The 12,884-nt window shown below is 54.4% G+C and carries 12 protein-coding genes; 10 read left to right on the top strand and 2 right to left on the bottom strand.

The window, feature by feature from the left end:
- The first annotated feature begins 47 nt into the window (after positions 1 to 47).
- The 4 genes from A4E19_06035 (at position 48) to A4E19_06020 (ending at position 5,480) form a co-directional block, all read left to right on the top strand.
- A complete protein-coding gene (locus A4E19_06035; GenBank protein ID OQW32910.1) occupies positions 48 to 1,010 on the top strand; it encodes a hypothetical protein in 963 nt (320 codons plus the stop codon).
- Positions 1,007 to 2,413: a tyrosine phenol-lyase gene (locus A4E19_06030; GenBank protein OQW32909.1), complete on the top strand. Its 1,407-nt coding sequence runs from the start codon at positions 1,007 to 1,009 to the stop codon at positions 2,411 to 2,413. The genes A4E19_06035 and A4E19_06030 overlap by 4 nt, the downstream gene beginning before the upstream one ends.
- A gap of 9 nt (positions 2,414 to 2,422) precedes the next feature.
- The gene (locus A4E19_06025) at positions 2,423 to 4,366 is read left to right on the top strand and encodes a hypothetical protein (GenBank protein OQW32908.1); all 1,944 of its coding nucleotides are present in this window, start codon (positions 2,423 to 2,425) and stop codon (positions 4,364 to 4,366) included.
- 76 nt (positions 4,367 to 4,442) lie between these two features.
- A complete protein-coding gene (locus A4E19_06020; protein OQW32907.1) occupies positions 4,443 to 5,480 on the top strand; it encodes a hypothetical protein in 1,038 nt (345 codons plus the stop codon).
- A gap of 379 nt (positions 5,481 to 5,859) precedes the next feature.
- On the opposite strand, the gene A4E19_06015 is transcribed toward A4E19_06020, so the two are convergent.
- Entirely contained in the window at positions 5,860 to 6,420 is a 561-nt protein-coding gene (locus A4E19_06015) for a hypothetical protein (protein ID OQW32906.1), read from the bottom strand.
- A 445-nt stretch (positions 6,421 to 6,865) separates the two neighbouring features.
- On the opposite strand from A4E19_06015, the gene A4E19_06010 reads away from it, so the two are divergent.
- The 3 genes from A4E19_06010 to A4E19_06000 all read left to right on the top strand — a co-directional run bounded on the left by A4E19_06010 (position 6,866) and on the right by A4E19_06000 (position 10,196).
- The gene (locus tag A4E19_06010) at positions 6,866 to 8,560 is read left to right on the top strand and encodes a hypothetical protein (GenBank protein OQW32905.1); all 1,695 of its coding nucleotides are present in this window, start codon (positions 6,866 to 6,868) and stop codon (positions 8,558 to 8,560) included.
- Positions 8,561 to 8,862: 302 nt separating this feature from the next.
- Entirely contained in the window at positions 8,863 to 9,750 is an 888-nt protein-coding gene (locus A4E19_06005; GenBank protein ID OQW32904.1) for a hypothetical protein, read from the top strand.
- The gene (locus A4E19_06000) at positions 9,747 to 10,196 is read left to right on the top strand and encodes a hypothetical protein (protein OQW32903.1); all 450 of its coding nucleotides are present in this window, start codon (positions 9,747 to 9,749) and stop codon (positions 10,194 to 10,196) included. The genes A4E19_06005 and A4E19_06000 overlap by 4 nt, the downstream gene beginning before the upstream one ends.
- Positions 10,197 to 10,220: 24 nt before the next feature.
- On the opposite strand, the gene A4E19_05995 is transcribed toward A4E19_06000, so the two are convergent.
- Positions 10,221 to 11,078 carry a hypothetical protein gene (locus A4E19_05995; protein OQW32902.1) on the bottom strand — a complete coding sequence of 286 codons (858 nt, stop codon included), beginning with the start codon at positions 11,076 to 11,078 and terminating at the stop codon, positions 10,221 to 10,223.
- 452 nt (positions 11,079 to 11,530) lie between these two features.
- Here A4E19_05995 and A4E19_05990 point away from each other — a divergent pair, with 452 nt between their 5' ends.
- The 3 genes from A4E19_05990 to A4E19_05980 are packed head-to-tail and all read left to right on the top strand — an operon-like array spanning position 11,531 to position 12,855.
- Positions 11,531 to 12,106 (top strand): hypothetical protein, encoded by a 576-nt coding sequence (locus tag A4E19_05990; GenBank protein OQW32901.1) that lies wholly within the window; start codon positions 11,531 to 11,533, stop codon positions 12,104 to 12,106.
- Between the two features lie 11 nt (positions 12,107 to 12,117).
- On the top strand, positions 12,118 to 12,393 hold the full coding sequence (locus tag A4E19_05985) for a hypothetical protein (protein ID OQW32900.1): 276 nt from the start codon (positions 12,118 to 12,120) through the stop codon (positions 12,391 to 12,393).
- A 57-nt stretch (positions 12,394 to 12,450) separates the two neighbouring features.
- Positions 12,451 to 12,855 (top strand): hypothetical protein, encoded by a 405-nt coding sequence (locus tag A4E19_05980; protein ID OQW32899.1) that lies wholly within the window; start codon positions 12,451 to 12,453, stop codon positions 12,853 to 12,855.
- The last annotated feature ends 29 nt before the right edge of the window (positions 12,856 to 12,884 follow it).

The raw sequence follows: 12,884 nt of genomic DNA, 5'->3' as shown, positions 1-12,884 counted from the left end.
TCCAGATCGCCTCTAGATTATGAAGATCACCCCATGGTGAGGTCGGCATGACGGAAATGGCGGAATACTTCGAATTAGTCAAGGAGCGGTATGGGTTGAGCAGCGATTATGCACTGGCAGAGAAGCTTGGGATCGCCCAGCCGGAAGCCAACCTGATGCGCCGTGGACTTAAAATTCCCAAACCTGAGTTGTGCATCAAGATCGCCAAGCTGCTGAACAAGAACCCGGTCGAACTGCTCCTGATCGCTCAAAAGGACAAAGCCCCGAAACAAGCAAAGGAATACTGGACCCTCGCGCTGACGGCAGTCGATGTGATGCTCCATGTTCCCAAGAGCCCCAAATATATTCCACGTAAAGTGGCGGCCATCGGAAAAGAACTGCGTGAGCTGGAAACGCAGACCTTAACCTATCGAGGAGCCGAGGCGAATGCCGAGGCCGTCCGGTTGGTCCAAACGGCGGAACATTCGATCGATGCGTTGATGGAGCGATGGAATATCTGGAAGAAGGGCGAGGCGCTCTATCCGAATTACCTCTTGGCGAACCAGGAGGCCGTGAAGCGCGGTGTCATCATCCGCCGCTTATTGGTCCTGACGCGAGAACAAATGACCGAGGAGCCGGTCGTGACTGACGCCATACAGGTCATGGACGATCAACAGCGGGCCGGGATCAAGATACTCTATGCGTTTCGAGAGGAGTTGGAACGTGCTCCTGCGTTCAAGCGCTTTGAGGAAGATTACAGACGACAAGGCGCGGCGAGGGATCTCAATGCCGCCATGTTCGACAGGGAGATTCTTATCTTCTCCCAATCCTACGGCCAGGTGCAGTTGGGGGTGGTCGGCCCGCCGACCCCCATCACGATGATCAACCAATTGGAGATCACCTGGAAACCGGACTTGCTGCGCGACCTCGATCCCGCTCCCCTCTTCGACATGACCCGATATGTGTTCGAATATAGCGACGCTCACGCCTTCAGGACGGAATTGGCGCGATTCAAAAGGTCTGTCCGATGAAATTTCCCTCCGAGCCGTTCAAGATCAAGGTCGTGGAACCTATTCGTCGCACGACGCGCGAGGAGCGGGATCGATTGCTCGGCAAGGCAGGGTACAATCTCTTTCAGGTCCCCGCCGAGAGTGTCTACGTTGATCTGCTGACCGATAGCGGGACATCGGCCATGAGCGACCGGCAATGGGCGGGACTGATGATCGGGGATGAGTCTTATGCCGGCAGCAAGAACTACTACCACTTCGAAGAGACTGTTCGGTCCATTTTCGGGTACAAGCATGTCATTCCTACGCACCAGGGGCGCATGGCCGAGAATCTTCTCTTCTCGACGGTCGTCAAGCCGGGCATGTGCGTCCCCAACAACATCCATTTCGACACGACGAGGGCCAACGTCGAACATCAGGGTGCGGAAGCACTCGATGTCGTCATCAAGGAGGCGTACGACCCTCATCGCGAATTGCCGTTCAAGGGCAACATCGATCTGGTTCGATTAGAGGCAACGATCGCTCGAGTGGGCCCGGACACCATTCCGCTCGTGATGATGACCATCACGAATAACAGCGGTGGAGGTCAACCGGTTTCGATGGAAAATATCCGACGAACCAAGGCACTGCTCGATCACTACGAAATCCCCCTCTTCTTCGACGCCTGTCGATTTGCCGAAAACTGCTACTTCATCAAAGAGCGTGAACCAGGATACGCCGACATATCCATCCTCGACATCGCTCGGGAACTCTTCAGCTACGGAGACGGCTGTACAATGTCCGCGAAGAAAGACGGCCTTGTGAACATCGGTGGATTTCTGAGCCTGAACGACGGGCAATGGGCGCAGGACATTACCAACATGCTCATCCTGGTTGAGGGCTTTCCAACCTACGGGGGATTGGCGGGCCGTGATCTTGAAGCGATGGCCAGAGGGTTGCAAGAAGTATTGGACGAGGATTACTTGAGCTTCCGGATCGGGCAAGTGCGCTATTTGGGAGAGTTGCTGGATCAAGCCGGCGTGCCCATCCTCAAACCGATCGGCGGCCACGCCGTCTATCTCAACGCCAAAGCGTTTCTTCCGCAGATTCCGCAAGATCACTTTCCCGCGCAATCGTTGGCCGTCGCTCTCTATCGGGAATATGGGATTCGAGGAGTCGAAATCGGCACGGTGATGTTCGGGAAGAAGGAGCCGACAACCGGCCGCACGATTCATCCCGAACTGGAGATGGTCCGGTTGGCTATTCCGCGCCGAGTCTATACGAACATGCAGATCACGTATGTCGCGGAGTCGATCATCGAACTCTACCGGCAACGTGACCGGATTCATGGCCTGACCTTGACCTATGAAGCGCCGATGCTGCGCCACTTCACGGCGCGATTTGCTGAGATCCAAGAATCATCATCCCCGGAACCGATGACCGTCTGAGGAACCATCATGGCCACCCTATTCAAAGGGTTCGAGCGGATCGAAGAGGTCCGAGAGCGGTTGACAGGCCAGAGTTTTATGGCGGGGCTGTTTGCCGGAATGCCCGACTTTTCACTCCTGCTCATGCCGGAAGAGTCACCGGAAGATGAGGCTGCGTGGGAAGCATTCCGCCCCCGCCTGGAAACGTTTCTCACGACGCATGTCGATCCCGATGAAATCGAACGGACCGTGAGGATCCCCGACTCCGTTCTGAAAGGACTCTTTGCACTCGGTGCCTTCGGCATGAAGATCCCACGAGAGTACGGCGGGCTCGGATTCTCGTACACGAACTACGGACGCGCCCTCATGCTCATGGCGAGCTGGAACAACGCGCTGGCTCTCACCGTCGCCGTGCCGCAATCGATCGGCATCGCGATGCCGATCCTCATGTTCGGCAGCGAGGAGCAGCGGCGCACGTACCTCCCCCTTGTTGCGCGGGAAGCCGTGTCCGCTTTCGCCCTCACGGAACCGATCACCGGGTCTGACGCCGCAAACATCGCGACGGAGGCTATCTTGGATGCCACCGGGACGATGTTCGTCGTAAACGGCGAAAAGCTGTGGTGCACGAACGGCCCCATCGCCCGTTATGTGACGCTGATCGCACGGGTGCCGGCCAAGCGGACACAACAGAACGGGCAGACCGCGTGGGAACCGGTTCCCAACGGCGAAGGAGCCGATGAGCAGGTTCACACCGCCTTCATCCTCGATATGCAGGCATCCGGCGTCCATATTCGACAGCACTGCCAGTTCGAGGGCTGCCGAGGCATCGAAAACGCCCACATGACGTTCACGGACGTTCACATTCCTGCCGGGAATGTCATCGGTGAAGTAGGTCGAGGGCTCAAGTACGCGTTGAGCATCCTCAACGTCGGCCGGGCGGTCAGTATTCCCGCCATTTGCTTGGGCATGGCGAAACAAGCTTGGCAACCCACGCTCGATCGGGCCAACCAACGACTCACCTTCCAGCAACCTCTGGGCACAAGACAGACGCAACGCATGAGGCTGGGCCGCATGGCTGCGAATCTCTTCGCCATGGAGGCGCTCGCATTGACGGCATGGCGGATGGCGGATCAGCACACGTTTGATGTCCGGATCGAGGCCGCCGTCGCCAAACTCTTCTGCTCCGAGAAGACCATTCAGTTTTTAAAAGACGCCCAAGTCCTCTTCGGAGGGATGGGGTACGAAACAGCCCATTCGAAGTGGCTTCGTGGAGAGCCTGCGTTCGGCATCGAACAGCTTGTCCGCGATGCGGAGATGTACCGAATCGGAGAAGGTGCCACGGATATCCTACGACCATTCGTCGCCCGTGAGGGGCTCAACCTGCATCTGGAACGGGCCGGCCATCTCTTCGATGAACACACCACAGGCATTCGTCAATTCATCGAGTTTCGGCGACTCCTGAAATTCTATGCTCCTTGGTACGTGCGCCAATGGAGACGCCGTCGATTACCGCTGCACCCGGCGTTCCGACATCCGATGGTCCGCTCCAACTTGCTTTTCGTCGAACGTACCAGTCGACGACTGGCCAGAACGATATTTTACGCCATGTTGCTTCATCGGCAGGCGCTTCGAGACGATCAAGGACGGCAAAACCGGATCGAGATGATCGGCGAGGATCTTCTGGTGATCGCCGCCACCGCTCTTTACGCCGAAATGCAGGAACGGATCGGTGCACATCCGGAGATTTGGGATCTCGCAGAAGAATATTTTCGAGAAGCCAAAGACCGTCTCGAACAAAACCTCCACGAACTCATTCGCAATCAGGACGCAGGAGTGACGTCCGTCGGAGTCAAAGCCCTCAGCGGTCGATACGCTGCACTGAAGCATGGGATCATACGACGTGGCCTTCAAGACTACCTGAGACGGGAGAGCACCTTGAAGACCGACGAAGAGCATATCCGTAAGGTCGTTTGATTCTGAATGGGACGTTCCAGGAGAGTGCTCGAAATCTGTCATCCATCACAAGATTCCCCAAAGCAAAGATCGGCCTATGCGTGCCTGGTTGATGGATTCCTATAATGGAGTGGAACGGTTGAGGCTCGGCGAGGTGCCGGATCCTCAGCCAGGGCCGACAGAGGTGTTGCTCAACATGAGGTATGCCGCGCTCAATCCCGCCGATGCATTTCTGGCACAAGGACTGTATCCGGCAAGACCCGTCCTGCCACACATCCTCGGACGTGACGGGGTGGGTGACGTGTTACAGATAGGAACTGAGGTAGACGGCATCTGCGTGGGCGAAACAGTCGGGATCCTTCGCTGCTCGGCGGGAGTCGACATGCCAGGCACTCTGGCGGAGAAAGTCGTGACACCCGCCGAAAGTCTCGTTCGAATCCCTGTCGGCTGGTCTCTCGAAGAAATGGCCGGCGCCCCGCTGGTTTTCCTAACCGCCTGGCAGGCCCTCACACAATGGAGCAACCCACCTGCTCCGCCATTGGAAAGATCCATGATCCTCGTCACCGGTGCGTCAGGCGGTGTCGGGGTGGCATCAGTGCTGCTGGCAAAATCGATGAATCTGGCCGTCGTGGGTTTGTCCCGCGATGCGGAGAAACGAGCCAAGCTGAAAACGCTCGGAGCTGATTTCGTGTTTGACTCGGAGGATAGAAATCTAACGAAGTCTGTCTCTGCTGTGATCAGTCCAAGGAAAGCGGATTTGGTTATCGACTGCGTGGGTGGCAGGTTGTTGCCTCGCATGATCGCGCTCCTCGGCTACGGCGGGCGGGTCAGCATCGTCGGTAGGAGCGGAGGGACGGTCTCGGAGTTCAATACGGCGACCTTATTGTTCCGTCGCATTCGTATAGGTGGTGTCGCGGTCGGTGACTATACGGCCCAGGCAGCCCAAGCTGCATGGAAAGAGATTGTCGATCGGCTGGAAACGATCGGACGCCGCCCACTGGTAGACAGCATCGTTTCATTCGCGGAGATCAAGAAGGGATTCGCACGATTGGCACAGGGGCCGATGGGGAAAGTGTTGATACGGATCCCAGCAGATGGTTGCAATCATCCAATTACCAGGCAGGCAGTCATATAGTCCCGCACCAGTGTTCTCTGACCGTGACCTCGCCCAAAGAGCTGCCGTCACTATGGATTCGCCAAGTTTCGGTCTTGCTCCTGTGCTACTGGGCGGCGCCACAACGGCAGCTCTTGGCAGGAACGGAGGGAAGGTGCGTCCAGAGGCTGGCAGCGGGGCACCGGACGGCAGGTGTACCCCACGAAAGGTTTTCGAACCAGGGGAGGCTGATGACCAGCTTAGGAACCAGGTTGCTGAAAATACCTACCGGCGGTGTTTATCCGTGGCGCTAAAAAGCAACCTGGCCATCGGCACGAGCTCTTTCCGGCGCCATCAACTACGATACATAGCTAATTCAGCTCGGGTTTCGCCGATTTTTCACAAGCCGGGAGTCGGTTCTTCATTTTTTAGTCTGGAACTCCACGTTGACGAGTCTTATCTCTGAGAGATCCGCGAGCCGTGGGCACCAACGTGTGCCGGCACGCCACAAGGCCGAGTCCAGTTGGTCATAGATCGTCCCTGGGTGCTCATAGTGAATGCCATAGGCATGTGTGGCCGCACAGCGACACGGGAACACGAAGGATTTCGCCGAGTCGTCGGACTCCACCTCGAATCGTGTCACGGCAAGGTCAAATGTGAGCCGAATCTTGAACCAACAATGCGCATGATGGTCGTCGACTTGCATCGATTGCTGATAGCACTGCAACACATCACGGACGGTCACCATGGCCAACGACGTGTTCCCCGAGAGGACCTCGGCCCGCTTGTCGAGCATCAAGGCCTTGGCCAGGGACAAGGCGTGTCCTACTTGAATCGGGTTCAGGAGGTCGAACGCCGACTCATAAATGGTGATGTTGGGATCGACCTTGAATTCGCGTAGGGAGCCGCGCTTGGCCAACTCGAGGTTCCAATAAAAGTCCACGGCCTGGGACTGGCGGAAGCGAAAGGTCAGGAGGTTCATCATTCACTCCCTTTCACTACGGTTAGCTATGGCTGGAACCTTCAGGCAGGTACTCAGTCATAGCTAGCCTACACCACCTTCTGCCAGATTTTCAGCTCCTTATTTGACGGAGGCGTGAACTTCACCGGCTATCCAGGGAAAGGAATGGGTGGTGGTCCCAACGGGATTCGAACCCGTGTTTAAGCCTTGAGAGGACCGACCAAACTGAAGAAAATCAACAAGATGATATTTCGGAAACATCCGATGAGTAGTACTATTTTACAACGAGTTACAGAATGCGTGTCCTATATAGGACACGCTTCTGAATCCATCTTGCCGTTTCGAGCCATCTACATGAACTTGTGTCCCAGGCCTAAGGCCGTTGAATCATATTCCTTTCCGAGACGTAATCCAAGTGGTGCGCAACGAGATGTACAGGATAGAAGTTCGGAAAGCTTGCGAACACATGATGCGTAACGGATTGCACATCGCCAGTGAGCCCAGCGGCTTCTCGATCCCGGCTGATCTCATTACGCAGACAGTCGCAATCCTCGCTCGTAAGCGCGTCGGGAAGACCTATACGGCGTCAGTGATCGCCGAAGAGTTCTGTAAGGCCAAGCTGCCGTTTGTTGTCCTTGATCCGACCGGCGCTTGGTGGGGCCTTCGTGCCTCTGCGGACGGCAAAGCGCCGGGCTATCCGGTGATCATCATCGGCGGACCGCATGGCGATGTGCCGTTAGAGCCGACCGCCGGCCGGGTGATCGCGGATCTCGTCGTCGAACATCCTGGGCATTACGTGATCGATCTCTCCCTGACAAATTCCAATGCGGAACAAGATCGATTCGCAGCGGACTTCGCGGAGCAACTCTACCGGCGAAAAAGCCGCCAGCCGGATCCGCTGCATCTGTTCATCGACGAGGCCGACAGCTTCGCGCCTCAGCGGCCGTTTCCCGGGCAGCAGCGGATGCTCGGAGCCTTTGAAGCGATCGTGCGCCGGGGCGGAATGCGCGGCATCGGCGTGACGTTGATCTGTCAGCGCGCGTCTATTCTAAACAAGAATGTGTTGACCCAAGCCGAGGTGTTGATCGCACTGCAGACCACCGGCCCACAGGATCAGGATGCCGTGCTCGAATGGGTCAAGCGGCATGGTACCCCAAAGCAGCAAGAACAATTCATGTCGTCTCTCTCCGGTCTGCAAAAGGGCCAAGCCTGGATCTGGTCACCAGCCTGGTTGAATGTTTTTAAGATGATGAAGGTCCGTCAGCGCGATACCTACAATTCCTCCGCTACGCCGGAAATGGGGATGGCACACAAGGCACCCAGCATCCTGGCGCCAGTAGATCTTGACGCGCTGAAGGGAAAAATCGCCGCGACGATCGAAAAGGCCCAAGCGGACGATCCGAAGACGTTGCGGGCGAAGATTGCTCAGCTTGAACGGGATCTGTCCGTAGCACGCTCAATTGCAGAGACTCCGTCCAAGGTCGAGATCGTGGAGGTTCCCCTCATTAACGAGAGCGATGTCAAGCGTCTCGAAACCGCAGCCGCCGCACTCAACGGCGCAGCCTCGACCTTGGCCGATTCGATCAAACACTGTCGAACAATTCAAGGTCGTCCTACCTCGCACGTAATGAACCGCCCGCCGGCTCGCCGAGCAGGCAAAGCGATGCACGGCCAGATGTGTGACCGAGGCGATCAGGAGCTGGGAACGGGCGGCTTACGCCGAATGCTGATCGCGTTGGCGCAGCGCCCACAAGGCCTCAACGATCGGCAGCTGGGAGTGCGTGCCGGTCTGTCGTCCTCCAGTGGATCCTTCGGGACCTATCTAGCTAAGGGGCGGACGAATGGTTGGATTGAGGGGGAGCGCAAATGTCTCACCATTACCGAGGACGGATTAAAGGCGTTGGGAGCATTCGAGCCACTGCCGGCAGGGCATGACTTGTTACAGTATTGGCTGCGCGAGCTCGGCGACAGCGGCGCTTCGCGTATGCTGGAAGCCTTAGCGGCGGTCTATCCGAAAGTCTTGACGAAAGAAGAATTAGGAGCCAGAGCAAATCTCTCGCACTGCAGCGGGTCTTTTGGGACGTATCTCAGTAAGTTGCGGTCACTGGAATTAGTCGAGGGCCGGCAAGATCTACGGGCTACTTCCGAGTTTTTCGTGTGACGGATGTAAGGCACGGCGCCATTTGCAACATGGCAGTACGGCTGGTTTATGGTCCCCAACGGGATTTGATGGAGTTTGCACCCTAGCTTCCAGCGCGTGGTGTATTCCCTTCCAAGGGATAGTTCTATCTGCGTAACAGCCTAGGGGGATGGTGGGTGCTGTCTGCTGGTAAAGAATAGGATCGGGCGGTGAACGATTACACAATCACAGCGGGCAAGGTGCTTAAACATACTTATTCGAAAGGGTTATTGAATCTCATTTGACAGAAGCCTAAACGATAGGGCCCATACGGAGGGCCCTATATGAGGTCTAAAATCATCAACATAGATTTTTTTGAGGTAATCCTTCCTCCCGATTCCGTCATGACATTTAATAAAATACTCGAAACGGTTTCTCAGTCTCCTGACGACGACTCCAGAGTTGTTGACCGAGGCGACGCGCCTCTTAGGCTGCAAGCCGCTAAAAAAGAAGGCCATCATTGGGAAGGTGAAATGATTCGCATCCGTATGAAAGACCTCCCAGTAAAGGCCGCGATCGATGGAACAACAGAACCTATTGAATTAGAAGACAATGAAGGTCTAGGCGAAGAAACTGCCTTTCTTTTCAGTGTGCCCACAAAAACTTTGGCTTTACAACGGAACAGGCACGGCGTTTCCGCCTCATCATTCGCCAGCTACTTCACCAAAAAAGGCGGTGTCGAATTTATCGAACTGCATCCAATCCTCCGTCGCGATGCCTTAAAGGAGCTGGCAAAGATGGACCTGGTACGAAAATTCGATGTCCGAGTTGCTTCAGTTACGAATGGGGCAGCTGCTCGAAGTCAATCGGCCGGTGTGAACGCGATCCTCGACATCCATGATGTATTTAAGGCTCCTAGCGTATCAGTGAGTGTTTCCATGAAAAGGAAGCCAGGATCGCTATCGTTGCCCCAGATCATGCAAACCGTCAAGCAGTTCTGTAAAGGGATAGACAATGCAGTAGTAGAGAAAATACTCATTACTGGACAGGATGAGGACGGTGAGACGGCGTTACTGGACCTGCTAAAGTGGCGGATCGTAGAGACAATAGTTCTTCCCGTCTTAGATGATGACCGGCGGATATCTGCAAAAGATCGCCGCCGGGCCGTTAATCAGGCATGGGAGAATAAGAAGGGCGAGATTACATCCCTAGTACATGCAGAAAAATCGTGAAATCGAATTTCTTCGAACGCTGGTATCCGCAGTGCTTTGGCTCTTTTGTAGCGATGCTGTTTCTTTACATTTATACATCTTGGGAAATGTCCTTTCCGCAATCGACGAAGGACATGTTCCAGGCTGTCATAAACATAAGTGCGATAGCGGTTGGTTTCCTTGCTACGGCATACTCATTTATTCTTGCGCTAGACACAAACCGACCGGTGATTGCATTTTTGAAAGATGCCGACGTTTACGATCTGATGATAAAGTATCTCATGTCCGCAATCCGCTTCTCCTTTTTGACGACAATAGTAGCCGTCATCTGGCTCTTACTTGATGACTTCAAGACTAGTCAGTGGTACCTCTATGGCTTTACTGCTTGGCTATTCTTGGCAATAGCTGCCATTTGTGCTTGCCAACGATCTATATACCTCTTTTCAAGAATAGCCTTAAACAGGTAGCTGACCTGGTGCTTGGCAGTTGTTTTAGGCTTGTTGGGCGTCGCCCTGTATTGCCTTTCTCGATTCATATTTTGAATCGCTGAGCAGGGTGTCTGGCTGTAAGGCTTTTGGATATTTGCGTCGATAAAAATACAGGATAAAGAAAGAGAGCAGAATATAAGCAGAGCCCGCTGCAAGGGCAAACGCTGGTGAAGAGAATACAAAACCTACGTCATGCATTTTAGCCAGAGTCGTCGGAAAAATCCCAACAGCGACCATCAGTATTCCACCGATTAAGTTCGCCCAGGCTATGATGCGGGGATGCATTCTGAAAGACCATGCTTTTCCGCTCATTGACCGAATGTTCCCCAGATCCTCAATGCCTTTTGGCATGCCTCGGATAGTGCCAAGGAACAGCGGAAAACGATCGTCGCTTGTATGCAAAACTTCAATGAGCGCGCCATCTCCGGTATCAAGATATTCAAAGCGCAGGAAGAGGGAATTGCCTGGTTCGGGAATAAGAATGGTCTGAAGTTGGTTCACTGCTCTTGTTTGTTTCAGAACTGTAGCCGAAAGTACCTGTGAACCCTCGGCAAACACTAGTTGTAGCGGATCAGATGACACTATCTGGTCGGCTAGTATTGTGTTCTCTCCAGAGTTCCAAACTAAAACTAGTGTGCGAGTAAGTTTGGTAATCTCCTTGCCTCGAAATTGAAGGGTTATGTCGCGAGGTAGAGCACCAGTAGATCCCAGCAATTGCTGTGCGGTGTATGCAAAGGCAAGTCGTGTGCGTTGTCTTGTGCGGAGATAAATGAAAATTGCTATGGCTATGCCAAGCAAGCCAATAACAGAGCCGACCCACCCAAGACTGAAGATGCCTAGTAGGCTATCAAAGTCACCCATGGAAAGGACTGAATGAGGGCCGTAAGTTGTCTATCTGCTTATAGCGGTTTCGTCTCAAGATGACCTACTTAGATCTTTCCCGGTACTTCTTCAGCAAATCCCGCGCGGCCTCTTCCAGTAGTTCGTTGACATATTTATCTTCATCTGTTGCCAAGTGCTGAAGCTGCACCATTAGGCTGCGGTCCATTCTGACGCCGAACAGCTTTCTCTCAGGTTCTTTACTGATTCTTCCCATTAAGGTCTAACTAGTTATGTCACGTAATATACTCCTACATACAAATGAGGTGATGCCATGGCGATGGTGAAGCTGCTGATCAGCGTGCCGAAGCGGATCAAAATTCAACTGGATGCCTTACGAAAGGAGGGAACCTCGGCCAGTGGGTTTATTCGGAGTCTACTCGAGCGAGAGTTCAAGCATCGAAAGGAAACACATTCATGAAAGGGTCATGTCTATGTCTACTCTGGACGGGCCTGGGTTCCGCCAGGATGGGCCGAGTCTTGGCAGTTTGAAGACGGCTGAAGAGGTGGCGAAGGTGGTACGGCTTTCTCTGGATAGGATTCTTGAACTCAGTCGGGCGGAGGTGCTCCCGCATTTCCGCATTGATGGCGGGGAGCCTCTTTTCAGTGTGCCGACCTTAAAAGCGTATGTACGACGGTATCTGACGGTTGAATGCGAAGGGGCGCCGCTGCCGTTGGATCTCCGGCCGGTGGTGCTCAAGCCAGTGCACACGTCTGCACCACTCGCGCTGACTATGGTGCAGGACCGGCTTTGTGAATGTCCGGCGATCGATGTCCCGCCTTGTGTCTACTTTTTGATCGATCGGGAGACCATTCTCTACGTCGGCCAGAGCTGCAATCTCCCCGCGCGGCTCGTACAACACAGCCAGGCCGGCCGGCAATGGGAACGAGCTCTATTTCTCCCTGTGCCGGAATCGGAGCTCTTACAAGTCGAGGCGCACTGGATTCGAGCCCTCAAACCATCGTGGAACAGATGCAGAACTGCAAAGCCTCAGAGCAATGAACCATAAAAGGATGGTGAATGATGAAAACACGGAGCACCAAAAAGACATCCCGCCAGAGTTCTCCTCGGAACGTGGTGCAGCACGAACACGTCCCGTACCCCAGTGATCTTCTCATTGAACCGATCGAGCGTTTGAAAAGGCTAAAAGGCACGGTAACCCTCCTGGCCGCGTTGGGATCAACCGACCATGAATGTACTGATCCTGAAGCGATACTAAGATTCTCCGAACTCGTTGAAGAGCACTTAGAGGTGAGTTTGGAAGAATTGGCTGCAGTCCAGAAGGCTCTTGCTTAATTTGAATAGGGGATGGCCGTGCTGAGTCGCGCAACATCTAAAATGAGGAGGGCAACCATGGCGAGGAAATCTACCAAGAAATGTGATCCGCTTCTGATGCTTCATGGACGGATTTTACTCCGAGGTCGAGATGGCGAGATTACTGACGTCACTGAGGAGAGCGCTTATGCCCTGAAGAAGTTCGCTGAGGACGGCTCGTTGGTTATCCATATCCTGAACCAGTGCCGGAAGCGGTTGGATCTACTTTCTATGGCTGCGGAGAATCGATCGCAAATGGATGCGAGCCTCGTGCGACTCGCCATTCAAGATGTACAAGCCGATTTGGAAGACGGAAGCGATCTACACGGCTATATTCATCTCACCCAGGAAATGTTCGAGCATTCCGAGGCGCTCCCGCCGATCCCTATGCCTGGCACTTGGAGTGCCGGCCGCTCCTTCACCGTCGTCAAACCAGCATCATGACGGATGAAGGTATATGTTGGTGAACCGGT

Source organism: Nitrospira sp. SG-bin1 (genome assembly GCA_002083365.1).
In the GTDB taxonomy this organism is placed as follows: Bacteria; Nitrospirota; Nitrospiria; order Nitrospirales; family Nitrospiraceae; genus Nitrospira_D.
The sequence above is the reverse complement of the archived record's forward strand: the minus strand, read 5'-3'. Positions and strand labels throughout refer to the sequence as shown.

Excerpts from the sequence above, each read along its gene's own strand:
- A4E19_05990 (OQW32901.1), top strand. The coding sequence starts at position 11,531 with ATGTCTACTCTGGACGGGCCTGGGTTCCGCCAGGATGGGCCGAGTCTT.
- A4E19_05985 (OQW32900.1), top strand. The coding sequence starts at position 12,118 with ATGATGAAAACACGGAGCACCAAAAAGACATCCCGCCAGAGTTCTCCT.
- A4E19_06005 (OQW32904.1), top strand. The coding sequence starts at position 8,863 with ATGAGGTCTAAAATCATCAACATAGATTTTTTTGAGGTAATCCTTCCT.
- A4E19_05980 (OQW32899.1), top strand. The coding sequence starts at position 12,451 with ATGGCGAGGAAATCTACCAAGAAATGTGATCCGCTTCTGATGCTTCAT.
- A4E19_06030 (OQW32909.1), top strand. The coding sequence starts at position 1,007 with ATGAAATTTCCCTCCGAGCCGTTCAAGATCAAGGTCGTGGAACCTATT.
- A4E19_06015 (OQW32906.1), bottom strand. The coding sequence starts at position 6,420 with ATGAACCTCCTGACCTTTCGCTTCCGCCAGTCCCAGGCCGTGGACTTT.
- A4E19_06035 (OQW32910.1), top strand. The coding sequence starts at position 48 with ATGACGGAAATGGCGGAATACTTCGAATTAGTCAAGGAGCGGTATGGG.
- A4E19_06010 (OQW32905.1), top strand. The coding sequence starts at position 6,866 with ATGATGCGTAACGGATTGCACATCGCCAGTGAGCCCAGCGGCTTCTCG.
- A4E19_05995 (OQW32902.1), bottom strand. The coding sequence starts at position 11,078 with ATGGGTGACTTTGATAGCCTACTAGGCATCTTCAGTCTTGGGTGGGTC.
- A4E19_06020 (OQW32907.1), top strand. The coding sequence starts at position 4,443 with ATGCGTGCCTGGTTGATGGATTCCTATAATGGAGTGGAACGGTTGAGG.
- A4E19_06025 (OQW32908.1), top strand. The coding sequence starts at position 2,423 with ATGGCCACCCTATTCAAAGGGTTCGAGCGGATCGAAGAGGTCCGAGAG.